26 protein-coding genes are annotated in these 25,978 nt (G+C 33.8%); 11 read left to right on the top strand and 15 right to left on the bottom strand.

Annotated features, from left to right (window positions below; translation table 4 throughout):
- Positions 1-35: 35 nt before the first annotated feature.
- The 13 genes from pgsA to EXC55_RS00460 form a co-directional block, all read right to left on the bottom strand.
- Positions 36-800: a CDP-diacylglycerol--glycerol-3-phosphate 3-phosphatidyltransferase gene (gene pgsA, locus EXC55_RS00520; protein WP_129622749.1), complete on the bottom strand. Its 765-nt coding sequence runs from the start codon at positions 798-800 to the stop codon at positions 36-38.
- Positions 754-1,326, bottom strand: a complete 573-nt coding sequence (locus EXC55_RS00515) for an MHJ_0274 family protein (protein ID WP_129622748.1) — start codon at positions 1,324-1,326, stop codon at positions 754-756. Before EXC55_RS00515 ends, pgsA begins: the two co-directional genes overlap by 47 nt.
- A gap of 40 nt (positions 1,327-1,366) precedes the next feature.
- Positions 1,367-1,897: a thermonuclease family protein gene (locus EXC55_RS00510; protein WP_165001858.1), complete on the bottom strand. Its 531-nt coding sequence runs from the start codon at positions 1,895-1,897 to the stop codon at positions 1,367-1,369.
- Positions 1,898-2,095: 198 nt separating this feature from the next.
- Positions 2,096-3,871, bottom strand: coding sequence for an ABC transporter permease subunit (locus EXC55_RS00505; RefSeq protein WP_129622746.1), 1,776 nt, complete (start codon positions 3,869-3,871; stop codon positions 2,096-2,098).
- The gene (locus tag EXC55_RS00500) at positions 3,871-4,611 is read right to left on the bottom strand and encodes an ATP-binding cassette domain-containing protein (protein WP_223211672.1); all 741 of its coding nucleotides are present in this window, start codon (positions 4,609-4,611) and stop codon (positions 3,871-3,873) included. Before EXC55_RS00500 ends, EXC55_RS00505 begins: the two co-directional genes overlap by 1 nt.
- A gap of 59 nt (positions 4,612-4,670) precedes the next feature.
- The gene (gene cypl, locus EXC55_RS00495) at positions 4,671-6,005 is read right to left on the bottom strand and encodes an ABC transporter thiamine pyrophosphate-binding lipoprotein p37/Cypl (RefSeq protein WP_129622744.1); all 1,335 of its coding nucleotides are present in this window, start codon (positions 6,003-6,005) and stop codon (positions 4,671-4,673) included.
- A 330-nt stretch (positions 6,006-6,335) separates the two neighbouring features.
- Positions 6,336-6,575: a biotin/lipoyl-containing protein gene (locus EXC55_RS00490; RefSeq protein WP_129622743.1), complete on the bottom strand. Its 240-nt coding sequence runs from the start codon at positions 6,573-6,575 to the stop codon at positions 6,336-6,338.
- Positions 6,576-6,577: 2 nt separating this feature from the next.
- Positions 6,578-7,306 (bottom strand): 2-oxo acid dehydrogenase subunit E2, encoded by a 729-nt coding sequence (locus tag EXC55_RS00485; protein ID WP_129622742.1) that lies wholly within the window; start codon positions 7,304-7,306, stop codon positions 6,578-6,580.
- Between the two features lie 2 nt (positions 7,307-7,308).
- Entirely contained in the window at positions 7,309-7,521 is a 213-nt protein-coding gene (locus EXC55_RS00480; protein ID WP_129622741.1) for a hypothetical protein, read from the bottom strand.
- Between the two features lie 323 nt (positions 7,522-7,844).
- Complete coding sequence (locus EXC55_RS00475; protein WP_129622740.1) at positions 7,845-9,683, bottom strand: MAG2810 family protein; 1,839 nt, start codon at positions 9,681-9,683, stop codon at positions 7,845-7,847.
- A 95-nt stretch (positions 9,684-9,778) separates the two neighbouring features.
- Positions 9,779-11,185 (bottom strand): magnesium transporter, encoded by a 1,407-nt coding sequence (mgtE, locus tag EXC55_RS00470; RefSeq protein ID WP_129622739.1) that lies wholly within the window; start codon positions 11,183-11,185, stop codon positions 9,779-9,781.
- A gap of 55 nt (positions 11,186-11,240) precedes the next feature.
- Positions 11,241-11,828 (bottom strand): diadenylate cyclase, encoded by a 588-nt coding sequence (locus EXC55_RS00465; RefSeq protein ID WP_129622738.1) that lies wholly within the window; start codon positions 11,826-11,828, stop codon positions 11,241-11,243.
- Positions 11,828-12,136, bottom strand: a complete 309-nt coding sequence (locus EXC55_RS00460; RefSeq protein ID WP_129622737.1) for a hypothetical protein — start codon at positions 12,134-12,136, stop codon at positions 11,828-11,830. The genes EXC55_RS00465 and EXC55_RS00460 overlap by 1 nt, the downstream gene beginning before the upstream one ends.
- A gap of 497 nt (positions 12,137-12,633) precedes the next feature.
- On the opposite strand from EXC55_RS00460, the gene tuf reads away from it, so the two are divergent.
- From tuf to EXC55_RS00420, 8 genes are all read left to right on the top strand, one after another.
- Positions 12,634-13,818 (top strand): elongation factor Tu, encoded by a 1,185-nt coding sequence (gene tuf / locus EXC55_RS00455; RefSeq protein ID WP_129622736.1) that lies wholly within the window; start codon positions 12,634-12,636, stop codon positions 13,816-13,818.
- A gap of 358 nt (positions 13,819-14,176) precedes the next feature.
- Positions 14,177-15,232 (top strand): hypothetical protein, encoded by a 1,056-nt coding sequence (locus tag EXC55_RS00450; RefSeq protein WP_129622735.1) that lies wholly within the window; start codon positions 14,177-14,179, stop codon positions 15,230-15,232.
- 36 nt (positions 15,233-15,268) lie between these two features.
- Entirely contained in the window at positions 15,269-16,039 is a 771-nt protein-coding gene (locus EXC55_RS00445) for a hypothetical protein (RefSeq protein ID WP_129622734.1), read from the top strand.
- Between the two features lie 103 nt (positions 16,040-16,142).
- The gene (locus tag EXC55_RS00440) at positions 16,143-17,216 is read left to right on the top strand and encodes a potassium channel family protein (RefSeq protein ID WP_129622733.1); all 1,074 of its coding nucleotides are present in this window, start codon (positions 16,143-16,145) and stop codon (positions 17,214-17,216) included.
- A 69-nt stretch (positions 17,217-17,285) separates the two neighbouring features.
- Positions 17,286-18,119: a deoxyribonuclease IV gene (locus EXC55_RS00435; protein WP_129622732.1), complete on the top strand. Its 834-nt coding sequence runs from the start codon at positions 17,286-17,288 to the stop codon at positions 18,117-18,119.
- A 110-nt stretch (positions 18,120-18,229) separates the two neighbouring features.
- Positions 18,230-19,618 carry a M17 family metallopeptidase gene (locus EXC55_RS00430; protein ID WP_129622731.1) on the top strand — a complete coding sequence of 463 codons (1,389 nt, stop codon included), beginning with the start codon at positions 18,230-18,232 and terminating at the stop codon, positions 19,616-19,618.
- Between the two features lie 2 nt (positions 19,619-19,620).
- Positions 19,621-20,721 (top strand): M42 family metallopeptidase, encoded by a 1,101-nt coding sequence (locus tag EXC55_RS00425; protein WP_129622730.1) that lies wholly within the window; start codon positions 19,621-19,623, stop codon positions 20,719-20,721.
- Positions 20,722-20,743: 22 nt separating this feature from the next.
- A complete protein-coding gene (locus tag EXC55_RS00420; RefSeq protein WP_129622729.1) occupies positions 20,744-20,983 on the top strand; it encodes a YneF family protein in 240 nt (79 codons plus the stop codon).
- An 85-nt stretch (positions 20,984-21,068) separates the two neighbouring features.
- Here EXC55_RS00420 and fmt read toward each other — a convergent pair whose 3' ends face one another.
- Both fmt and tsaB read right to left on the bottom strand, forming a co-directional pair.
- Positions 21,069-21,911: a methionyl-tRNA formyltransferase gene (fmt, locus tag EXC55_RS00415; RefSeq protein WP_197722267.1), complete on the bottom strand. Its 843-nt coding sequence runs from the start codon at positions 21,909-21,911 to the stop codon at positions 21,069-21,071.
- A 4-nt stretch (positions 21,912-21,915) separates the two neighbouring features.
- The gene (tsaB, locus tag EXC55_RS00410; RefSeq protein ID WP_129622728.1) at positions 21,916-22,491 is read right to left on the bottom strand and encodes a tRNA (adenosine(37)-N6)-threonylcarbamoyltransferase complex dimerization subunit type 1 TsaB; all 576 of its coding nucleotides are present in this window, start codon (positions 22,489-22,491) and stop codon (positions 21,916-21,918) included.
- A 244-nt stretch (positions 22,492-22,735) separates the two neighbouring features.
- On the opposite strand from tsaB, the gene EXC55_RS00405 reads away from it, so the two are divergent.
- The 3 genes from EXC55_RS00405 (at position 22,736) to EXC55_RS00395 (ending at position 25,965) form a co-directional block, all read left to right on the top strand.
- The gene (locus tag EXC55_RS00405; protein ID WP_129622727.1) at positions 22,736-24,019 is read left to right on the top strand and encodes an AEC family transporter; all 1,284 of its coding nucleotides are present in this window, start codon (positions 22,736-22,738) and stop codon (positions 24,017-24,019) included.
- Between the two features lie 222 nt (positions 24,020-24,241).
- Positions 24,242-25,207, top strand: a complete 966-nt coding sequence (locus EXC55_RS00400; RefSeq protein WP_129622726.1) for a lactate/malate family dehydrogenase — start codon at positions 24,242-24,244, stop codon at positions 25,205-25,207.
- 302 nt (positions 25,208-25,509) lie between these two features.
- Entirely contained in the window at positions 25,510-25,965 is a 456-nt protein-coding gene (locus tag EXC55_RS00395; RefSeq protein ID WP_129622725.1) for a gamma-glutamylcyclotransferase family protein, read from the top strand.
- The last annotated feature ends 13 nt before the right edge of the window (positions 25,966-25,978 follow it).

The raw sequence follows: 25,978 nt of genomic DNA, 5'->3' as shown, positions 1-25,978 counted from the left end.
TGCGAGTTTTTATTTAATAAAAAAACAACACTGAATTATTTAGTGTTGTTTTTTTTGTTCATACCAATGAATTCTTTTACAGCTTTAAAGTATTGTCAGCCTGAAATAGTCGCAAAAATAACAGCAAGTAAATTTGGAATATTAAGTAGATAAACTAAAGTAAGTCCATTATTTGACAAAATGTTTTTAAATTTTCCGGCTAAACTTTGACTATGTACTGAAGCAATTAACAGCGCAAAAATCACGATGATGCCTAAAAACAAAATTGCAGACTTAATTTTTCCCATTCAACCAGCTGCTACACTAAGATTATTTTTAGCCATCACAACTCTAAAACCACCAACAATTACATCTCTTAAAATTAAGATCACTGTAATTCAAAGTGGCACAATTTGCATCGCAGTAAAAGCAACTAAAACTGTAGAAACCACCATTTTATCCGCAATTGGATCTCAAAGTTTTCCAAAATTAGAAACTTGATTGAATTTACGAGCAAGATAACCATCTAAAAAGTCAGTTAGTACTGCGATTAAAAATAAACCTAAGGCTGTGCTGAGAATTGCGGTTGAAATAACAATTTGTTTTGTTGAAACCACGGGAAGAAGATGCTGAATTGAAGTGAATTTAGTAGCTAATATTACTTCATCTAGAGCTTTTGAATAAGCATTTAAGGAAACTAAAACCGTTAACAAAACTAATAAAACGCCACCAAGAACTAATCTAAAAATAGTTAGGTAATTACTTAAATTAGGATTAATTTGTCTGGTTGATTTCTTGTGAGGTTGTTGATTCTGAGTCATTTTCGCTACCTTGGTTTTTAGTAATATGATTTTGATAGAAAGTAGCCACTTCTTCTTTGGCAACCCTTAACTCATCTTGATAATCTATTTGTTGATAGTCATTAAAATTTCTTTGAATGTAATCTAAAACTTGAGGAATTTTCTTTGTCCAAGCATTACTTCTGGTGTCGCGAAGATTAACATAAGCTTCTAGCAATTCATTTTCGTCGTCGCTGGCCACAATGTATTCTTTAAATTCCTTATTATTCTCAAAATCTAAAAGATAAGCACGTGCAGTGTCAATAACATCATGCATTTTGTATTCGCCAATTGATGGTTGAAAGTTATCTAAATATTGCTGGTTCATTTCGATTAAAAAGTGTAAGTTAAAGATGTGCTTTCTGCGATATTCACGTGCTTGATTTGCAAAAATAATCTTATCTTTCTTTCTTTGGTTTCGTTGCTTACGGTCTTTGAAAACTGAATACACAAAGAAAATGGCAAAGAGTGAAATAATGACTATAAAGATTATTCATATTGAATCCACAACACCTCCTTTCAATGTGTAAATTATAAGCTAAAAGCCCTTATTTTAGTGTAATAACATAGCGATCGTAAATTTTTCTAAGGTCTACTTTTGGGTTCCAAAAACCTCTGCCGAGAAACTGTGCATTTTCTTGTGCGTGAAGCAAAGTTTCAACATAATACAGTGTACTTTTGTCATTAATATAAAAATTTTTGTCATATTTGTTGTTTGAAACATAACTTACACGCGCTAGTCCTTTCGAGACTAAAGTCATTGCTAAATCCTGCTTGAAATCATTCGTTACACGACAAACTAATCTATTATATTTATCCTTTTTATAATATTGTAAAGCTAATGGACTCTGTGATAAAAATGTCACAGTTTTACTACGTGCCTTTTGTGCAAAAAGACGAGCTAAAATCAATGTTTTGTTTTCTTGTTTCATTTCTGGTGTGTCAATTCCAAACACACGAACAGTGTGTAATTGGTTATTTTTAACAAATTTAAAAGTGTCACCATCATAAATGCTGTAAACTTTTGAAATTGTAAAAATTTCATTTTGTTTTGGTACAAAGTTAGTTTGACAACTCATGACCACTAACGGCAGTGTGCAGAAAGTTGTGTTTACCGTAAACAAAAACGTCTTTCCAAAAAGTTTCATACTTATTAAGAACAAAAGTGCTCTCAAAAAGTAAAAAAAAGTTAAAAATTTTTTTCCAACTTAATTTTTTTACAGATGATTTTTGCAGAATTTAGTTAAAAAACACAAGCGAGTAAAATCGTTTGTGTTTTAGATTACTTTATGACATTTTTTTGTTCGTTTCCAAAATTTAAGAAGAGTCAAGTTTTTAATTTTGAAAGCTTGTTTGCCTTTTGTGAGGTAACGATTCAGTGCACTAGCACTCAAATTAATAACTAGAATTAGTGCTGTTGCAATTCATAAGTAAGCCGCAGCTTGTTGAGGTTTAAATGCTTGTGGATTCATTGCTATTGAAATATTTTTGCCAAAATTTAAACCATCTAAAGTTAAAGTGCTATAAGTAATTGCATCTCTAAAGGCGATTTCAAAGTAAAGCAATAAAAGCGAAACATAATCATTGCGTACAGCTGGTAACATATAACGACGATAAATCATTAAACGCGTGTAATTTTGTAATTTTAGGTTTCGAATAATTTCTTCATCGAGGCTATCAACTAAATCTCAGAGTTGTTTCACATAAGATGTGCTTTGGTGTAAACCCACAAATAGCATCAGAATTAATAAATTAGAATTAAAAATCGAATTAAATAAGAAAAAGTAGATAATAAGTGGAATTACACGAAAAATAGAAGTAATTGTTCGCATAGCAAAGGCAACGCGAGTGCCAAAAAGTTTTGTTGAACAGAATGGCAAAGTTAAGTAACTAAAAAGTAACATCACCGCCACTGAACCAACAGCAAATTGCAACAATTGCCAAATTTGTGTTCACATTGATACTTGTGTGTAACCTAAAGCGGGAGTAAAAATTGCTTTGAGCATTGCTTTAGCATATTCAGGACTTCGTAACACAGTATCGCTAAGAGCTAAAGTTACAATCGTAAAGAGCGCAATACTTAAAACTAAAATAGAAGAAATAATTTTTTTAAAGTTAGGACCTTTTGCCAAGCGTGTGTAGAGTTCCTCACGGTTAGTTAACTCAAGTAAGGCGGTTTTGATTTTTTTAGTTTTTGTTTCAAACAAATACTTTTTACACAAAATATTAATTACTTCCAGCACGATAATGGCAATAGTTAACAGCAATAACGGTACACCAAGTTCGCCAAAGTTAGCTGAACTATTGCCTGCATAATAGATGAATTTACCAATCCCACTAACTCCTAGGGTCGAAAGCACAGTGGCTCATCTTAAGTTAGATTCGATCGAGTATAAAAATAACGCAAAATAACGACTTTGAATTCTCGGTCAAACTTCTTTAGTAAATGCCTTTCAAGTTGAGGCACCCTGACTTTTGGCGACTAAATATGGTCTAATGTCAAGGTTATTGATAATTTCGATGTAGTACTTATGTAACCATAACCAGGAAAACCACATAAAAATGAGCATTAAGCTAAAATATGCTTCAAAAATGTTGGTGAAAAAAGTGATAAAAATTAGTTCAGGCATTGCCCGTAAAACTAAGATAAAGTTACGAATAATGCTACTGTATAGACGTGAATGATAAGTTTGATTAGTGCCAGTAGCACTGATAATAGCTAAAAGAAAACCTAAAAAAGTTCCTACTATCACATACTTTAAAGTTTGAAATAAGGCAGTTAAACTTTCGCTTCATAAATTAACAACATAGTGCTTACTATAAAAAGTGCTTTCTGAACTAAATTCAAACAATTTGCCTAACTTAGTAACAAAATTTTTTCAAGCAAATGGTGACGTGTTGATACCTCACGAAAAAGATGCTCACACACCAACAATTGCAAGCAACAACAGTAAAATTCCTAAGTGTTTAAAAATTGGTTTTAGACTTGTTACCTTTTTCCCAGTCAGAGTTGTGTACTGATAGCACCAAAAATTTTTCAATTTATTTTTCATTAATTCAGCACACTTTCTAAGTCTTGTTGTGTAATTTTGTCAATCGGTGCATCGAGTACAATTTGTTTATTTTTAAGACCAAGCACGCGGTCAAAATGAGAATTGATTAAACTCAAATCGTGAATGTTGACAAGAATTGTTAATTGTTGTTCAGTTTTTAAAGTATTCAATGTGTTTAAAACTTCAGTTGCGGTGTTAAAGTCCAAGCTACTAGTAGGTTCATCGGCTAAAATAATTTTACTTTGGCGAAAGAGTAATTTGGCAATTTCTACTCGTTGCTGTTGACCACCTGAAAGTTCACTGATCCTAAAAAACGTCTTATCAATCATCCCGAGTTTATCTAAGATGCTCAAAATTTTTTTGCGTTGTTGGATTGTTACAAAGTTAATAAGTTTAAAAAATCAGTTTTCATAGTCGTTAACAGAACGTAAAATATTTTGCATCACAGTGTCTGTGACAATTAAATTTGGTTTTTGTGTTAAAAAACCAATGTGTTTAAGTGTGTTAGCTCACACTTTGCGCTGAATTTGGTTAATATCTTGGTCAAAAATAATTACTTTGCCTGTTGCAGGTTGAAGTTGACGTACTAATGCTTTGAATAAAGTGCTTTTACCAACGCCACTGGCTCCAATTATGGCAACCATTTCACCAGGACGAAAAGTGACATTTATGTTTTCGACGATATTGTCTTGATCGTTAGCATATTTTAAAGTTAAATTTTCTAATTTTATTGTTGTCATAATTGAAATTTGTTACGTTCTTATAAGTTGAGTTTGTTTAGTTGCAGTTTTGGTTTAATCTAGCCAAGAAGTTTACGGTTTTCAATGAAAGTTTTGAATTCGCTATAGGCAATAGGTCTTATTTTGTTAAAACCTGTGTAAATTCCAAAAGTATTTTCTGCTACTGAAAAAGAATCTAACGCTTTAGCGATTAAAGCAATTTGAATATCGTGTAAAGTTGGACGCGCAAATAGTGTATCGTAATATGATGCGCCAGTAAAACTAAGCACTCTCACTACGTCATTTGTTTGACTTTCGAAATTATTGGCTTGCTTTTGGTCATAATTTTTAGGAGTATAGAAGTTTCACTCTGGCAACAATCAATTAGTATCACCTTCATAGGCAAAAGCAATGTGGTAAATTTTATTTCCTTTTTCTTTACCTAAGTCAGCACCGGGACTGTCTACTTCTAAAACATTTTTGTTTTTCACTAAAATTTCTACCACTTCAGCAAAACTTTTGTTAAAGTGTTTTTGAATTAATTTTGCTGGAAGTTTAAAACCGGCATTGGAATTAGTTCCTTCTCTCAAAATGCCGAAGCTAAGAAAAGCATCAAGATCTTTGTCGTTTCATGCTTTTTGAATTTTGTCTCGCGTAGCTTTGTCTCCCGAAATGTAAATTGCGCCTCGATAACCAACAAACAAATTATCTGGTTCATTAACCCTTTTATAGAAGACCGCAAATTTAGAACCATCCCAACCAAGTTTTTTGCCGGCAGGTGTTGAAGTATCAGCAGTTCAGGAAGGAAATTCTCCGTGTTCCCTAAAAGCTAATTCATTGTATTTTGTAGCTGCTTTAATTAAAGGATCGTTGCTTGTACCATCCACGTAATCATCATTATTACCGAGTTGTCAAGTGAATTTTAAGGTTTCAGTTTGGGCAACTAATTTTGCACCAAGGTTTTCTATAATTTCATCGGCAGTTTCATTCTTTTTAAAATCAGCAAGGACTCTGTCAATTTGAATGATACCAATGTCGTTATTTTTGTTGTCATTTTTAATATTTTGTCAGTTAGTTTCTTTTGCTACACCTGTTTGAATTTTAAAAGTTACATCAGGTAAATCTTTAGTAAAACTATATTCATTTTTAAATTGTTTAAACCTTTGGTTAAGTTTATTTAAAAATTCGGTTTGAATTTTGCCTTCAAATCCAGCGTTTGCAGACTTAATTACGATCGAAATTTCGTTATCTCACTGTGTCTTTAAAGCCTGTTTTTGAGCTTTAGATAGTTCAGCAGGTAAGAAATCAGATGGATTTGAATTAATTTCGCTTGTTGAACACGAAACTGCTAACGGTAAAATACCAATTAATGGGCTCACACTAAGTAGCCCCTTTGTAATTAATTTTCTTTTCATATAAAAAAATATCCTCTCGATGTGAACAGGGAGATATTTTTGTTGTGTTTAAATATTAAGGCCGTGCAAGCATTACCTTGATCTGCCTATAGGTATAATCTCAGCCGTTTTGTCATCAAAACAGCACCCCTGTCTTAATTAATTTTAAGCTGAAATGGTATTTTGCGAGTCTAAATTTACAAAAATTGCTTGTTTTTAACGTTTTTGCAAAAAGTGCACGCACAAGGTTTTAAAAAACAGATTTTTGAAATTAAGCTATAACATAGAAAGATTGGACAAATATAAAAAACCAGCCAAGCGGCTGGTTAGATGAATGAAAGATATAAGTGATTATGCGTTTTGTTCAATGTAGAAAATTTCATCACCAACGGTAATTTGGTCACCGTTTTTGATTAAAATCTTAGAAATAACGCCTGATACTGGTGCAGGAATTTCTGATGTCATCTTGTCAGTTTCTACTGAGAAAAGAATGTCACCTTCCTTAACACTTTGGCCTTCTTTCACAAGAACTTCTGCTACTGTTCCTTCGTGAAGACCTTCACCAATATCTGTAAATTGCATCTTAAACATCTTTAAAATTCTCCTAACAATTCTGGTTGTTCTAATAATTCTTTAACTCTGCCGTTAAAACGACCCATATCTGCGCCATCAACTCAACGGTGATCGGCAGCAATTGATAAGTACATTACTTTGTTAGCAACAACTTGACCATCAACAAGTGCTAATTCGTCTTGAATTGCGCCTACAGCTGTAATTGAAATTTCTGGGTAGTTCATAATTGGTGTACCTCAAAGTACACCAACGCTACCAACATTAGTAATGGTGTAGCATCCACCTTGCATATCTGACATTTTTAACTTACGGTCACGTGCAAGTCCAGCAAGTCTCACAATTTCTTGTTGAATTTCAACAATACTTAATTTTTCAGCACCTTTAATAACTGGAACTACTAAACCATATGGTGTGTCAACTGCGATACCAATGTTGAGAGTATCTGGGTAAACAATCTTACCTGTTTCTTCGTTTACCTTTGCTGCAAAAATTGGAAATTCACTAAGTGCAATGGTAATTGCTTTAATAATTCATGATAAGAATGTTAACTTTACACCGTGTTTTTCTTGCACATTAGCAAGTACAGCTTTACGGTGATTTCAAAGTGGGGTTGCATTAACTTTTTGCACAAGTGAACAGTATGCTACTGAGTCCATTGCGTGTTTTAAGTTTTTTGCAATCGCTTTACGAATTGGTGCCAATGGCACTTCTTTCGCTTCTAAAGGTTTAACGTTAATAATTTCAGCCATTTTTATTTTTTCTTTCTAGCTAAAATTGCTCTTTCACGAGGGGTCAATTCGTTGTCCTCGCATTTTCCGTCTAACAAGCATTCTTTTTTCTTGCTAGATTTTTTTGCTAAACCGCTAAAATCTAAGAGTTCGTTAGATACTGATAATTGACCAACAACGGCTGGAGCTGCTTGTTCGCTAGCTGCGTTTTTGTTAAGCTCTTTTTCGTCTAACATAGATCCTCCTACAAATAATTAAGTTAAGACTTATATAAGTTTTAAAATTGACCTTAATCGCCACTTGATTATGCAGTTTATTAATTTATGATTAAAATAAAATAAATGGAAATTAAAGCTATATGTATTATAAGGGAAAAGGCTTAAATTAAACTTTTTCACATATTAATAGCATAGTTTTTAGTTTTTTTCATTGTTTTTTCACAATCTAATTATTTGTCACGCTTTCGCAGTGTACAAAGTAATTAAAAAATGTTGGTCGGAGCTAGAATTAAATTAATAATTTTTCGATTTGTAACTGAAAAAATAAAAAATAGGGAACCCTATTTTTTCTTTGTCTCAAAGTCAGTTTTTTCGTCCAAAACACGTGTATTTAAGTCGATATCGAACAAACTATCGTCAAAATCGAAAAATTCGTTAGTATTAGTATCCATTAGCGCAGTAACGCTTTGGTCATCAAGATTAAACTTAGAAACATTGGTTACTGGCGGTGTAGCAGAGAGGTTTTGTTGGTTCGGAAACCCATTTGTGTTAGCTGGATTTTTGTTGTTTTTTGGTGGGTAGTTTGGCGCCGAAGTTTGCACTCAGTTGTTGCGTGGTGCTTTTAAATTTGAAGCCGTCATTTCCATTGCGTCAAATTCGTTAGTTGCTGTTTGGTTGGTAAAAGTTTGTTGCTGGTTTGAAGTGTTTCTTGATACTCTAGTTTGTGGATTTATGCGTGGTGCATAAACAGGTTGCTGAGAGTAAGCCATTTGCGTTTTGTGACTATGATGAAGTTGCGTTGGCGAAACTGAAGGCTGAACATTGTGTTCTTGAGGATAAGTGACAGCTTGGTTTGTAAATTGTTGTTGACTGTCAAAATTGTTTTGGTATTGTGGTTGCAAATGATATGCGTCTTGGTGTTGAATTTGTTGTGGCACTTGAGGTTGCACTTGTGTGTAGGCAGTTTGTTGTTGTGCTGCTTGATTAACTTGTGGATTTGTGTCCGGGTAAGAAAAACCAAATGGTGTGAGTAAGTTTAGAATTGTATAAAGAGCAAAAAAGTCTTCTAAAACTTTGCGACTAATCTTTTTGGTTCACTTGTTAATACTAAAAGTTTTTGGCACGCGTGGTAAATCAAAAAGTTGTGCTTTAGTATCAAATCAAATGTAAACTTCTTGGCCAAAAATTCGAACGACAAAATCATTGATCTTAGCTGTTTTTCTGCGTGGTCCGAACGAATTAATTCGGAGTGTATTAATCTTATTTTTGCTTTCGCTTAAACTAGCTAACATTTGTGGGTTAGAAGCTCACGTTGGGAAAGCAGAGGTATTTGGCACACAAATTAAAAGGTTTTTGTAACTTTCGGGTAATTGTAAAGCATCAAAGTTGTCTGGAGTGTGTGAATTATTAAAGTCAAACAAAGTAAGGTTTAAGTCAGGTATTAAAGTGTTAATTTTAAGTGCGATTCCGAAACGATCAATAGTGCGTTCGTGTTCAATTTGTTTTTTGTAATTGGTAAATCTAACTTTGCCAGTAGTTCTTTGTTGGTAAAGATAAGATAACCTTTTGAAAAAAGAAGTTTCGTAATATTGCGAAAAGGTTTCGCCTTTGTAATGCAAGTTTTGCATTTTTAGGAAAAAGAAAGGATTAGCGTGTGCTTCCAGAACAGGGTAACGACTAGTTAAATGATAATTGTTTTCCATTTCTTGAAAGTTATTGATGTTTTTGAAAAAACCAATTGCGTTAGTTTTAGAAGTGTTTTCATAGTTAAAATTAATGTTTAAGGCGCTAAACAAAGTAGCATATAAAGGTTTAGTATCAAAATTGAATAATACTAAGGTACGATATTTTTTAAGTAAACTAAGTGTAATGAGCCATGGCACTAATAAAGAAAATAAAATCACAACTAAAACTCATAAGTAAGTTTTAACATTTTCTTTGTAAAAAGAAACTAACTCTGGTTTAATCTTTTCTACCACTGCTAATAAGAAAAAGGCTAAAACAAAACCTAAACCAGTCAATAATACTCACGCCACCACACGACAAATGAGCATTTTGAGTCCTCATTTCTTCGTTTTGTTGTCAAGTAATTTTGTTAATTGTTCTTGTGTTTGGGTTTTAACGGCATTTTCATTTTGTGCGAAGAATTCTTGTTTGGAAAATTGACTTAAATTTTGCATATATCAATTTTACTTTAATTTAAATTTGAAATTATTAAATGTAATTAAGAATAAAAAAGCAGAAATGCATACACATTTCTGCTCCAGATTTGGTTTTAAATAAGTAACACAAAAAACATTGGTGCTGTCATTAGCAAGTTCACAATGTTAGTAATTAGCACAACTGGTCATGCGTTAGGATCTTTGTTTTTCTTTGCTAAAACCAAAGGAATCAAGGCGCCTAAGAGAGTAGCAAAGATCGCGCTTACAAATAAAATTAGTGCACTAAGTGCAGCCAAAGCAAGAATCGTTTGTGTTAAGAAAATTTGGAAGTTACCAAAGGCAGCGTGTAAACTAGCTAAGAAACTAAAGTTTAGTACGAAAACAAAGACACCAAGTAATAAACCAACCAAAACTTCCTTACCAATGACTTTTTTAAAATCTGTGTGGACATCGACTTCTTCTAAACTCAATGCCCGCGAAACCTGACTATTAGTTTGTAAGCCAAATAATGTGGCTAGAATTATAGTTGTTGGAACAAGGCCAAGAATAAATAAACTCTGTAAACTTAATCCGCCCGTAAGTTTGTTTGACAAGACAACAAGTAAAATGTGAATCAAACTGGCAAATAGCAACGAAACAAAAGTTCATAGCAATCTAGTTTTGGTTAAGCGATACCATGGTGTTTTGAGATATTCACTTTCATACTTATTTTTAGTAATACCAGCTAAGTGATGTAAATTGTGAGTGGTTTCTTCGTTAATTACATCAATTACATCATCACTCGTGATCATTCCAATGAGACGCTTTTCTTTGTTAGTTACTGGTAACACACTCATATCGTGGTCACTAAAAATTTTGGCCGCATCCTCTTTTTTATCGTAAGCAGTTACCGAAGTTACTGGCGAATAGATGTCTGCGATTTTGGCGTTTGGATCAGCAAATAAAATTTCTTCCAAGGTGAGCACACCAAGCAATTTAGCTGAACTATCAACTACATAATAGTAGTGTACAAGTTCGGCACCTTTCTTTTGGTAGTCCCGTCTAATTTTGTTTAAGGCTTGTTCACAGGTGTATTGTTCAAAGACACTGGAAATATCAATGCTCATAATGCTACCAACTTGGTCGTCACCATATTGCAATAACTTATTAAGTTCTTGGCGACGATCAAGTGGTGTATAAGCTAAAATTTTGCTTGTGACGTTGGCTGGTAATTCGTCAAGAATATCAGCTAATTCATCACTTTGTAAGCTTTGCAATAATTTCATGCCTCAGTCTTCGCTAAAACTTTGCGCAAGATTTTTTTGCACTTCATCATCAAGGTAAGAAAAAAGTTCAGCAGCGTCAGCGGTTTTGAGTAAACGCAAAAAAGTAAGTTGCTGTTCTAAATTGAGTTCATTCATTACTTCGGCAATCACAGCGTTTGGTGTTTCGTCAATTAATTCCCGCGCACCTTGCACACTACGTTGTTCGACACAAGTAGTAATACGTTCTAAAAGCTGACTTTCAGTTTGGTCGTTCATTTTGAATCCTTTGTAAAAATTAGTAAAAAAATTGAATAACGGCATAAAGCAAAGCTTAACCTTTTAGGTATTTCACCAGTTGTTCTTGGAATTTTTCAGGTCTGACATTGTAAAAAGTACCGTTTTTAACAAATTTAACATCACCTGTTTCTTCACTCACAATCACAGTCGTAGCATCACATAACTCACTAATTCCCATGGCGGCACGGTGCCGAGCTCCATATTGGTTATCCATTGATTTTTTAGTTATTTTGTAAAACGTGGATGCATAGTAAATTTTGTTGTCACGAATAATTACAGCGCCATCATGCAAAGGACTGTATTTGTTGAAAATTGAAATCAAGAGCGAAGAACTAATGTTGGCATTGAGAATCACACCGTCGGTGCGCAAGTGATCTAAGTTGTCATTATTTTCAATGGTAATTAAAGCGCCAACTTTGTTTTTTGAGAGTTCTTCAACTGCTTCCCGGAGTTGGTTGATTAGCCGAATTTGACTACTTTTACCTAGTTGACTAAACTTATCGCGCTTAATTCGCGCATTAATAAAACTTTTGAGTTTGAAGGCAAGTGTCGTTACTAACGCAACAATGACAATGGTGAGCAAAATTGCTAGTAACACAATAATTGTTTTTGTCTCAGTCATTATTTTCCTAAGTTACCAACAAACACAGCAACTAGTGATAAGGCAACAATCGCCAAAATCGTGACGCCAATATAAAACAATTTCATTCATTTTTTGGTTTTTGCTTCCTTCGCGTCGATAGTTTTATTTTGTAACAAACAATTTGGTTCTTGACATTCGCCAATAATTACTTCAGGCTCAATTTCATCACGAATTAAAGCGGGGTTAGCTAATTCAGCTAAATTTTCTGCGTGTAAATGTTCCAATAATTTGCGTCTCTTTGCAATTCTTTCTTCACTAACAATAGGGTCGCGATCAATTGTTGACATATTTCTCCTCTGCGTGGTAATTTGTTACATATTATATATTAAGTATAAATTTCTAACTTTAAGATGTTAAGGTAGTTAAACATCAAAATTACAGCTTAATTACAGCTTAGACGCCAATGCGCAAACCTTAGTTTTAGCACTTGCTACTTTAGCAGCGCGTAACAAAATTCAACTTGCCATTTCTTTCCGCTTAATTTTTCCACTTAACTAGTTGTTGAATCTAGCTATTTCATAGCGCTAAACACAAAACGATGTGTCTTACTAAATATTGTATTTAAAATTTAACTTTTCATATAAAATTTGTAACTAGTATTGTTTTAGTTATGTGCCAAAGTTGATTCCTAGGTGACAAAACATACTCTAGTACTATTAATATATAATATATGTAAGAATAAATCTCGCGTTAGTTACATCAAAATGGACAGGATGTAGTTGAAAGGCTACACTATGGTTGGTTTTAGCGCTAAAACAAATTTAATTAACATATAAGGAGAAAAATGGCTAAATTAGATTTTAATCGTAGTAAAGAACACGTAAACATTGGTACCATTGGTCACGTTGACCACGGTAAAACCACTTTAACAGCTGCAATTGCAACTATTTTGTCAAAGAAAGGTTTAGCTGAGGCTCGTGATTACGCGTCAATCGACAACGCTCCTGAAGAAAAAGAACGTGGTATTACCATTAATACTTCACACATCGAATACGAAACAGAAGCTCGTCACTACGCACACGTGGACTGTCCTGGCCACGCCGACTACATTAAGAACATGATTACTGGTGCGGCACAAATGGATGGTGCAATCTTAGTTGTTGCTGCTACTGATGGTCCAATGCCACAAACTCGTGAACACATTTTACTTTCAAAACAAGTTGGTGTGCCACGTATGGTTGTGTTCTTGAACAAAGTAGATATGCTTAGCAAAGACGACGAGGAAATGCTTGAATTAGTTGAAATGGAAATTCGTGACTTGCTTAGCAAATACGGTTACGACGGTGACAACACACCTATTATTCGTGGTTCAGCTAAAGCTGCACTCGATGGTAAGGAAGAACAACCTATCTTAGACCTTATGAACGCAGTAGACGGCTGAATTGAAACACCAGTGAAAGAATTCGACAAACCATTCTTAATGGCTGTGGAAGACGTTTTCACCATTACAGGTCGTGGTACTGTGGCAACAGGTCGTGTTGAACGTGGTAGATTACTTCTTAACGAAGAAGTTGAAATCGTTGGACTTAAACCTACTAAGAAAACTGTTGTTACAGGTATGGAAATGTTCCGTAAGAACCTTAAAGAAGTGCAAGCTGGTGACAACGCAGGTCTTTTACTTCGTGGAATTGAAAAGACAGGTGTTGAACGCGGTCAAGTACTTGCAAAACCAGGCTCAATTATTCCTCACACCGAATTCCAAGCTGCAGTTTATGTTCTTACCAAAGAAGAAGGTGGACGTCACACTCCATTCTTTAAGAACTACAAACCTCAATTCTACTTCCGTACTACTGACGTAACCGGTGGAATTGAATTTGAAGCTGGTCGTGAAATGGTTATGCCAGGTGAAAACGTTGACCTTACAGTGAAACTTATTGCCCCAATCGCGGTTGAAGAAGGAACTAAATTCTCAATTCGTGAAGGTGGTCACACCGTAGGTTACGGTAACGTAACTAAGATTGTTAAATAGTCAACCCAACTAGAACAATTGTTAGTAAATAACTTATTAAACTTATTCTAAATTCCAAATTAACCAAAACAGAAATTACTTGTTAGTAAGCCCTAACTTTGTGGTTTCAATTTGAATTAAATTAACTTTAAAAATTGTTAAAACTTTAGTGTTTTAACCATTATTCTTAAACTTTTAAACTTTACTTTTTAACTTTGTAACAACAAGTCAAACTAGACTTGTTGTTTTTTTGTTTAGTTTTACCGAATTTGCAAGCTAAAAGAGCTTTTTCAGCTTTTTTTCCACTTTTTCACACAAATTTAAGGTTTCTCCTTAATAATATATAAATATTTAGAATCTAAAACATTAGTGGAGTAAAATGCAACGAAATTTTTATGTTAAGATCGCTCAACCTCACGTCAAGCCACAGACAAAAGCTAACAATGATACGGTTGTGGAAATCAACCAACTCCCGGCCAAAGCTAAAGACCTTATTTCGTTTGAAATTATTTTTCTCAACTCAAACTTGTCAATTTACTGACAACGCTATGATTGAGCCGCCAACGAAAACTTTTTAGCTAGTTTTTTAAACCAATTTATTAAAGAAACTAACTATGTCAAACGCGGCAAAATCATTTTGGACTTAAATTCTTATCCCGACTTTACTATTGATGAGCTCAAGTGATTAGTAACACAGTTTCTTAAGAGAATCAATAAGGAAATTCTTTTTACTAACAACATAGAAAATTTTGCGACCAAAGTTCACACTATTGCTAACGCAACTTTTAACCAACAATACTGTGAATTTAACTTAAATTTAAGTGCTTGAAATCACATTTATGTTTTCAATAACTTTAAAGTGGCACAACAAGATTTGGATTATTTGCCTTTTACTTTACTACGCACAAAGGATTTTCGCAACGTCGAAAACAATTTTCACATCAAACACGAAAATAAAAATCAAAAATGCGAAGCAACTTTTCAAATGCATCACATTGCTCACACGACAATGTTGCCTACTGCCGCTTTAGATGTTTTAGATGAAGAAGAAACGTCGTATGATGACGTAAACCATGAGTGAGTAAAATTGTACAATTCACAACCAACCTTTGACAAAGTTAAAATTACTGCATTACTCCGTGACAACTACAAAAAACATTACTATGGTGTGCACAAAAACCAGTTAAATTTTGCGAAAAATAAAATTTTGCGTTTTCCACTTTTTAATGAAGGCAAAGAAATTGGTTTTTTAGAACTAAACGGTAATCAACTCACTAATGCGCAAGCTGAACAAGTAGTTGCTCTGACAAACACTTTAATTGTGGAAAAATTAGCTTTAAACCAAAAATTTGATATTGTCCTTAACAAATATGAATTTGCAAAGTTAGTTTGCGAAGCTTTTGATGAAATCTACAACATAATTAACAATGTATAATTATCTTTATTTTTATTTCCAGGAAGGAGCGTGATAATGAAAGTAATGTTCAATACTACCACAACGACAACACAGACAGATTCAACTTCATCGCTCATTAGTACTAATAATATTTATTCATTGTTTCCATTACTTGTTGCAATTCTTATTTTTTTCATCTACATGGGTGCAATTGAAAAAATGTTTCATGTTTTCAAAAAGTATTCAAAATTGCCAAAATTTGCAATCACTCATGCTAAAAAAGTTAACTTATGATTCTTTGTATCGACCTTACTAATCGCAGTAGTAATTGTTGGAGGAGTATGAATTGGTTATGCGATTAAACAAGATAATTGACTTAGTTATCTAGTAATTTCAGCAATTGCAATTGTGGTTATACCTTTGGCTGGACTTTGAGTTTTCTTAAAACAAAAGCGCAGAATAGATACTCTTAAAATAGAGAATACATTTGACTTTGAACGCCTAAACACAAGCTTAAACGAAAAAATTGAAGTTCTAGAAATCAAATTAAAAGATCCTTTATCAGTAAGTAATTCGACCGTTTCAAATATTAAAAATCTTTATGAAATTTCGAGCAGCAAGGTTAAGAATTTTGCTAAATGTAATCAATTATCTGTGTATGTGAAAAAATCTTTATGAAGTATTTACTTCTGAAATTCATTGATTTTGAATGACAAAGAAGCTGATGAAAACATTTATATGATAATGGCAGCTATTTTTCAACAAGTTGAACAGGCTAATTCTGAATTTACAGCACAAAAAGCTGCGGAATGATTACAAACAAATTGGGAAACACTTAATAAATAAATGTTTTTCAACTTTTATTAAAGTGTCTTCTGGCGCTTTTTTATTTATTATTAACTTCAAATTTATTACTATGGCATAGGTTTATTTGTAAAAAGGAGGTTATATGAGTGAAGTTAAAGAAGCGCGCAAAAGAAAACATAGACAACGTTTTTGAGAAACTTTACGTGAAATTGGTATTATTGTTACTTCTGATTCAGAATTAAATATTCGTAAGAAAAAACACGCAATTTTCATCAAAATGGCGCGCAATATTTATGCAGTTTTTGTTACATTCTTTATTATTTTTTCTTTTACTTCCTTTTTATTGCTTAAACAAGACATTCGCTCTGCAGCGTCAATTAAAATTGCTATTGCAATCGAATTAACAACTTTTTTAGTTTTTTTATCAGATTTTGTAATTCGGTGAATTACATTTCCTACGCGCGACTCGAAATATAAAGGTTCGTATTTTAAAAGCTTTTTGAGATTTTTGTTAACAGCAAGTTGTTGAATTTGTTTTTTATCAATCTTACCTTCATTAGTTGTTGTGAATCTTTGACTTGGTCCAACGACTAAAATTAGATTCATTGAAATTTTAGGTAATTTGAAAGTAATTCGCTTTTTACGTTTCTTTTTACTTTTGAATATGTTTGCTATTTTTAAAAGTAGTGCAAAATTACTTAAAGATCAAAAACACATCATTTTTTATTCAATTTTATTTGTCATTATTTTCGTGGCTTTAGTTGCGCTCACGATTTACTATACAGAAAATAATTTTGCAACAAATAATTATGGAAAATTAGGTTATGCTTCTGTCGACGAATTCTACAATGATCACCAAAATATCGTGCAAGATTATTGGGATTCGCTTTACTTCACATCAATTACTTTAACGACAATTGGTTATGGAGATTTTGCTCCTTATTCTGCTGCAGCCAAAATTATTGTGCCAATTATTTCTATACTTGGAATTGCGATTATTGCTGCACCTGGAGGTATTTTTGCTGGTGCTTTAATGACGGTGATTCAAGCAAATAAAAAGAAAAAGAAAACTAAGGCTGAACAAAAACTTGATCAGGATCGAGAATTTAAACTAAAAACTCACGAAATATCTAAACAAATTGAAGACCTCATTAATGCTCGTGTCACTGAATTAGTGAATGAAAAAATGAGTGAATTAAGTGAACGCATAGATTAATTTTTAAAATTCATTTTATAAATAATGCTATGTTATAGCTATAAACTTAAAACTATGTAAAGGATAATTATGATTAAACTCGGCTCACACGTGCCTTTTACCAAACCAAAATATTTAGTTGGTGCAGCAGAATATAGCCTTAAAAATGGCGCAAACACAATGATGATCTTTTTAGGAGCGCCGCAAAACAATAAGCGAGTAAGCCCCACACTTTACAATACAGAGGAGTATTTAGCTAATTTTGCTGCAAAAACACCCCCAATTGATGTTATAGTGCATGCTCCTTATATTATTAACCCAGCAAATCCTTTAAAACAAGCTTATTCAGTGGATTTTTTGGTTGAAGAAATTGAGAGAATGAATACATTCGGAGCAAAATATTTAGTTTTGCATCCAGGCGCTTATACAACTTTTGCTCCCGAACAAGCCTTAGATACTTTGGCTGCTAGTTTAAAAATGATAATTGAACGAACAAAAGATGTGGTTATTTGCATTGAAACTATGTCGGGCAAAGGTACAGAAATTGGAATTAATTTCGACCAAATTAAATATTTGTTAACTAAAGTTGATGATGAACGTGTGCAAGTTTGTTTAGACACATGTCATATGTGGGATGCTGGCTATAATTTAAAAGACTATTCAGAATTTAAAAAAACTTTAAAGAAATATGACCTATTAAAGAATGTGAAAGTTATTCACTTAAATGACTCGAAAAATGAATTAAATTCTCATAAAGATAGACACGAAAATATTGACCAAGGTAAAATTAAATTAGCAACACTTGCAAAGTTTGTGCACGACCCAGATTTTGCTAACATTCCAATTATTTTGGAAACACCTATTCCCGATTCAGGGCAAATTTATGACCAAGAAATTGCAATGCTTCTCAAGCATAAATTTTAGTTTTATCTTTATAATTATAAATACTGCAACTTCGTTAGATGTTTCTCAATATTACTATGAAATAGACCCGTAACACAACTTTCTGTTTGACAGAAGTGTAGAAAGAAAAAATGAAAAGCAAATTAGAATTTTTAGTTGAACGTGATGAAAAAATACGTTTAAAAGCATATTACCAATACTTAAAAGAACCTAAACTTTGTACTATTACCAGTCATAAACCTGGACACATTACTAACTTTTTTGAAAGTCACAGTGCTGTGGTTTTTTTGGACAAAAAATTTCAAACCTATGACGATCTTATTAACTGAATTGATACTAAATTAGTCACTGCCGGTCGTGCTTACCAAATTGATGTTGCTTCTTTTGCTTCGGATACTTTACCAATGAGTGATGTAGTGAAAGCTTTTGTGTCTCGCTTAATTTTTCACGAAGCACAACTCTTTAATAAAAAGAAAAAAGCTCCTGAAGCAAAACCAGACATTAGTTTAATTTTCCCAACCAGAGAATGAGAACACGTTTTTAATCGTTACAAAGTTATCGCCGAAGCACGCAATAGTGCACGTAACTTGCAAATTATGCCTGAAAACTTTTGTAATTCAGAACAGCTAGCAGCTTACATTGAAACTGATTTTCAAAATATCCCTGACCTAAAGGTGACAGTTCTTAACAAAGCTGAAATCGAAAAATTAGGGATGGGACTATTGCTTTCAGTGAACCGCGGTTCAACTTTCGAACCAAGAGTGGTCGTGGTTGAATACACACCGAAACCAGAAAGTCAAGACAAGGTTGTGCTTGTTGGTAAAGGCATTACTTTTGACACAGGTGGCGTAAATACTAAAGGTTACCAGATGGAAGGAATGAAATACGATATGTCTGGTAGCGTGATTGCAGCCTACGCGGTGAAAGCTTTAGCTTTAGCTGGTATCAAAAAAAATGCGGCAGCTGTAATGATGATTACTGATAATCGTCAAGATGGGGATGCTTCATTACCTGAAAATGTGTACACTGCAATGTCTGGACACACTGTTGAAGTAAGTGACACCGATGCAGAGGGAAGACTTGTGTTAGCTGACGGTTTACATTATGCTGTGTCTAAACTCAATCCTTCAGTTGTTGTTGATGTGGCTACTTTAACTGGAACAATGGTTTCTATTTTCGGTTCAGTTTACACAGGTGTATATGCTACTGATGATAAAGTTTATGAACTTTTTGCAAAAGCAGCTCACGACGGGCACGAAAAGATCTGAAGATTGCCAATGCATGCTGATTTCCACAAAGGTAACACAGAAAGTGATGTTGCAGACCTTAAAAACTGGTCAAAAACAGTACGTCAAGATGCAAATCAAGCAGCAATGTTTCTAAAAGAATTTGTAGGTGATGTTCCTTTTGTTCATTGTGATATTGCTGGCACTGCCGACATTGCCGGCAAACCACAAGGAGCTTTAGTGGATACACTATTCGAATTTATGGCGCTGTTTGCGCAAAGAAAGTTGAAATAATAATGGCAGTTACAAATCGAATTGAAGATTTTAAAAATCGTTTAGTGGCATTTTTGGAAACAGAAGCGCCTTCTCGTAATGAACAAGCTGTAGCACAATTGCTGCTCAAGAATCTACCAGCCAATGCATTTGAAGTTAGTTACGATAACTTTGGTTCAGTTATTTTGCACAAGCCAAGCCGCCACGCGAATGCACCAAAGGTGCTAATTGCAGCACATATGGATGAAGTAGGTTATCAAGTACGATCAATTGATGAACAAGGTTTTGTTTGAGTAGAGTCAGTCGGTGGTGTGTGACCATCTGTAGTTATTGGCACTAAAGCAGTTTTAGTGACTTCTACAGGTCAACGGATTGAAGGCGTTTTTGGTCACACTTCAGTTCATGTTTTGAGTTTAGAAGCGCGAGCTAAGGCTTTAACTAATAAAGAACTTTATGTTGACTTTGGTTTTGAATCTAAACAACAAGCGCTTGATCTTGGTGTTCAAATTGGCGACTATATCTATTTAACAGGGTCAACGGTCAAATTTCCTCATCAACCACATCTAATTGCTGGCAAAGCAATGGACAACCGCGCTGGTCTGTGTGTTTTAGTCGAGTTGGCCAACGCAATAGCTGCAAGTGAATTAACAGTTGACTTATACTTAGTTGGAACCGTACAAGAAGAAGTAGGCACCCGTGGTGCCAAAACTGTGGTAGATTTAATTGAGCCTGACGTTGCTATTGCACTTGATACAACAGTTAGTCATGACACCCCCAATATTACAGCAGGCACAACTAAACTAGGGCAAGGTGTAGCGCTTAGAATGATGGATGGCGGTATGATGGCGGATCCTAAACTTGCTAATTTTTTAAGCACAATTGCCAACAAACACGACATTAAACACTATAAATTTATTTCAATGGGTGGTGGCACAGACGCATCAGCTTTACAATACACTAAGGGCGGAGCTAGTGTAATTACCATCTCATTACCGCAACGTTATTTGCGTTCGCCAATTGGTGTTTGCGATGTTAATGATTTGTTAGCAGCAAGTGATTTATTAACTAGATTTGTACTCGAATTGAACGAAGATAAATACAATAATATATTAAAATATAAATAAATCAGGTCACGAAAGGAGTTAAATGTCAACAGGAGGATGAATCGGCATCATTATTGCTGTGGCAATTGTATGTTTAATTGTAGGTGCTATTACTGCTTTCATTGGTGCTAGAAAAAGTTTTGAAAAGCAAATTAAAGAAAACCCCCCAGTAACTGAAAAAATGATTCGTGCAATGTATGCGCAAATGGGACGAAAAGCTTCCGAAACGCAAATTAAAGCTGTGATGCGTTCGATGACTAACGCAAAATATGAGAAAAAATAATCAATGTGAGCTGTAAATCCAACAAAGTAAAAATGACGAACATACCTATTTCGCAATAGTATTCGTCATTTTTTTTATTCTAAAGTTAACCTAAAATTACTCTGTTACGACTTTCATACTGATAATCAATACCATAAATTTCGCCGTCGGCACATTTGATTACAATCGCATTTTTAGTCGGCGTTGTGGTAGCAAAGAAAATTTTAATTCTTTCTCCCTTTGTTCCTAAAACATAAGCTCCAGGAGTTGTTGCGAAGGCTCGAATTTTATTAATTGCTTGTTCACAAGTCAAAGAATTTTCTAAGAAAGCTTGCTCTTTCAGCAATTTTGGTGCGAGCGTTACCTTCGCACTCTCTTGTGGAACTTTTTGATAAATCCCATGGTTAATTTTGTTAATAATCTCAACAATATTTTGAGCAGTTAAGTTACTCAATTGAGTAAAAACATCGCTTGCAACATCTCGTGGTTTGATTTGATAGTGCAAAGTAGTAAAAACATCACCAGCATCCATTTCGAGAATCATTTCCATAATTGAAATACCGGTAATTTTATCTCCATTTAATAATGAGTGCTGAATGGGCGCTGCGCCCCGATATTTTGGTAAAAGCGAACCATGAACGTTGAGATTATATTTTTTTGCTAATTTCAAAATACTAGCTGGCACAAATTGTCCAAAAGCAGCGGTAATGAAATAGTCATAGTTCAGTTGACTTAATTCATCCTTAATTTGGCCAATTTTTTCAGGTTGGAAACAAGGAATATTATATTTTTGCGCAAGTAATTTGGTTGGAGTTGGTAAGGTTTTGTGTCCTCGATTCGCAGGGCGATCTGGTTGTGAAACGATTCCAACAACGTGGAAATTTTGAATGATTTTTTCAAAAATAGGAACAGCAAATTCAGGTGTCCCCGCCAGTAAAATTTTTATCATATAATTAGTCCTTTATTGATTTTTGCGCTCCGATTTGCGGCTTTTTGATGTAATAAGGTTCGATTTTGATTAAATCTTGATAATTGTATTTTTTAAATAATTTTTGATACGCACTGAAATGCGAACAAAAATGAAGCCAGTCCACTTTGTCGGTTTGCATTTCATTGTCATGAGCAACAACTTTTATGTTTTGCGCGTCAAAAACATTTTCATTACAAAATTGGTACATTTTGTTACCAGATGCATTTAAATAAAAATTTTTCTTTTGCGGGTTTTGGTGTTGCAAAATTTCAAAAGTACTAATAGTAAACATAGGTTTTTTCAGGATTGTTGCCATTGTTCTTAGAAAGGTTAATGCTGTTCTGACTCCTGTAAAATAACCAGGTCCTAAATTCAAATAAAATTCTAAAATTTCGCTAATTTTTGTGTTTGTTTCGTTAACTAATTTGTTAAATTCATCAACTAATAAATGAACCTTTTTTGGAGCATTTACAATGATTGTTTGTTTAATACAGTTATTATTTTCGTCAAAGAGAATTAGTGCAAAATCTTCATTAGCAGTATCTGCATATATTTTCATTTTGTTCCTTTTTACATCATTTTATTGTGAAATTTTAACACACGGAAAGCTTGAATACTATTAAAGAAAAATTACGAAATTTGTCCTTAATTGAAAATTAATTGTTCGTATTTTCACAAAAACGGAGCATTTAACCCAAAAAACAATCTTACCCTTTATAATTTTATTGGTTAGAGTCAATGTCAGATAATAACCTTGATATATTTGTTGAATAGATTTTTATCATTTTTACATAAAGGACAAAATGACAACATCAACACCGTGAGACAATTTTAAAGGACTAATAACCGCGCAAGGAATGTGAGGGGCAGTTATTGTTACCCTTATGTTTATTTTAATTGGTTATTATGTAACAAAAAAAGGTATCTTTACGCGTGAAATTAATGGAAAACTTGCCAAGTTTACATTAGAGTTTGCGCTTCCATTTTTAACTATTAGCGCGTTTATGGCTGCTGCAAACAAAGACCTTGCAAAACAAGTTGGAGTGGTGCTCGGACTTTCACTTGCATTCTACTTGATTTTCCACACGTTAGCATATTTAGTCGCTAACTTTTTCCCTCGTATGGTTCCTAAATTTATTAATAGACAAGCCGAAGCTTTATTCAAGAGAACCCAAGAAAAAAATCCAGGTAACTTGGAAACTTTTGAAAGATTTAGAGAAGCTTACCTTGTTGATTATAGACAAAAATTAATGGCTATTCAAGCTATGATCGCTTATGGTTCATTGCAATTTTTTGCGGTTCCAATAGTAGACGCAATGAAAGGAGTTGTATTTGACGAATACGCCAGAGCTCTTCTTCAAGTTTGAAACTTGCCATATATGATTGGCGCGTTTGGATTCTTGCCACTTATTTACAGTGGAGACAAATTCAGTAAAAAGAATGCTAAAAATATCTTAAAACAAGTATTTAGCCCAATGATGATTTGTCTTTATGTTTCATTGCTTTTATGAGCAATTCAATTTATTCCAGGTGCAGATACTAAATTTGTGGCTAATGCTGCATACTCAGCAAAACATCCATACACTCTTTCTACAGTAGAACCTAAATTAGCCTCTGGTACTTATTGAGAAACATTTAGAATTCAACTTCCAGCACTAGGTAACGCAATTGACACTGGTTCAAAGATTATTTCACCTCTTGCTTGACTTGTAATTGGTGGTTCACTTGCAGTTAGTGATGTTAAAAAAGCTGCTAAAAACCCTACAGTTTGAATTACAACGGTGCGTAAATTATTTACATTACCACTTGTAGTGTTCTTAGTTGTATTAGGTTTGGTAGCAGGAGGGGTATTTGGGGAAAAAGGTAACTCTACAGCAATACTTCTTGTACTTCTTGCTGCAACTCCACCAGCTGCTGTATGTACAATTTTCTCGGTTACAGCAAATCACAAATACGTAAACTTAACTTCAGAAGTTTCAACATTATCAACAATTGGTGCGTTGATAGCAATGCCTGTTTGAACAATTATTGCAAAATTAAGCTTTGATGCAATTTACCCAGTTGGTGCATTGCCAGTAGTAGCGTAAAAATTGTACTAATTGATGATTTTACAAGTTTAAATCAAATGAAAAAGCTCTCCCCAAAGGGCTTTTTCTTTGCGCCTTTTTAACCTTCGCACATCATTTTGTGTTAAAATTTTTATGTAAAAAATAATTACTAAATGAACTAAAAACCAATCAACTTTTCAAAAAAGTAGTAGTTATTTCTACAGATTATTTAAACAAACATTTAAAAAAGGATATCAATTTATGAAAAAAATCGTTGTTATCGGCTTAGGTAATGTTGGTATTACATTTACAACAATCGCGGTGACTCGTGGTTTAGAAGCTGAATACGTATTCATCGACAAAAATGAAAACGTATGTGAAGCACACGCGCACGACTTACAAGATATGGTTGCATTAATGCCTAGAAACCGTTCAACTTTCAGAAAAGGTACTTTTGCTGACGCTAAAGGAGCTGATGTTGCAATTATTACTGCATCAATTCCTATGAAGAACTTAACCGACCGTTTAGCTCTTGCTGCCGAAAATGCTAAGTTAATGAAACACTTTGGTGATGAATTAACCAAAAACGGTTTCACTGGCGTTGTAGTTGTTGCCTCAAACCCATGTGATGTGATGGCCGCTATCTTGCCATACGCTTCAGGCATTCCTCACCACAGAGTTATTTCAACTGGTACTTTACTTGACTCAGCTAGATTGAAGAAATTCATTGGTGAAAAATTGAATGTTGCTGCAGACACAGTGCAAGCATCAGTACTTGGTGAACACGGTGCAAGTGCGATGGTAGCATGATCAACAATGAAAATTGGTGACTCAAACCTTCAAGACTTAATTTCAGCAGGTGTAATTAAGAAAGATGAATTAGACGAATTACTTGTACGTACTGTTAAAGAAGGTCTTTACATTTACAACCTTAAGGGCAACACACAATTTGGTATTGGTACATCACTTTACGAAATTACCAGTGCTGTTGTTAACGACAAGCGTCTTGTAATGAATGTTGGTGTTAAATTACCAAAAGAATACAAGAACGCAGGTATTTACACTTCAATTCCTGTAATCGTTGGTAAAAATGGTTACGAATACCTTCCAAGCAAGGTAAGTTTCAACAAAGACGAACTTGCTGCTTTTGAAAAATCAACTACAGCATTAGCTAAAGTACACAAGGATACACTTGGCTTAATCGACGTTGATGTTGACTTTAAATAATTATTTCTTAGTCCAACAAATAATCACTCAAATTTAGCCTTTAGAAATTTCACTAAATTTGTGTTAAAATGAAATTTTATTTAATCATTTATTAAACTTTTCTAATTTACTTTACTTAAAACTTTTATTCTTTACTTTTAACTTCAGAGTTTGGGTGCTAACTTAAAATTAGTTTCTACAAACTCAAAGACCTACAAATCAAGCTTTTAGGTTTGTAGGTCTTTTTTTAACTAAAAACACAAACTAGCTAACACTAGTTATACTTTTATAATTAAAGAAACATACTCTCCAAGGAATAGAAAATGAAATACTACTTAGCTTATGGTTCGAATTTAAATCTTACCCAAATGCAACAACTTTGCCCCGATGCCACAGTTATTTGCCAAACAACCTTATCTAATTACACACTCAACTTTAAGCGCCTTACTGATTCTGCTTACTTAACTCTTGACTGCACACCAACAAGCACTGCTGTTGTTCCGGTGGTAATTTACCAAATTAGTCCTCGTGACCAAGAGGCACTTGATGCGTTTGAAGATTTTCCCACCCTTTATAATAAAGAAATTTTCCGCATCAACTTCGAACATAACGCTCAAATGAAAACCATCGAATGTTTCGCCTACGTGATGAATCCAGCTGCAACTGTGGCGCTGCCAACCCAAACATACTGACAAGTTTGTTTAGAAGGTTATCGTACTTGAAACTTTGACCAAAGAATTTTGTTCGAAGCGCTTGCACGCGCTGTAAAAAAGCAATAAAAAACTTTGACAT

Origin of the sequence: Mycoplasmopsis columbinasalis (genome assembly GCF_900660705.1) — a bacterium.
Classification (GTDB): Bacteria; Bacillota_I; Bacilli_A; order Mycoplasmatales; family Metamycoplasmataceae; genus Mycoplasmopsis; species Mycoplasmopsis columbinasalis.
Note: the sequence above shows the minus strand (reverse complement) of the source record. Positions and strands in the feature narration are given on the sequence as shown.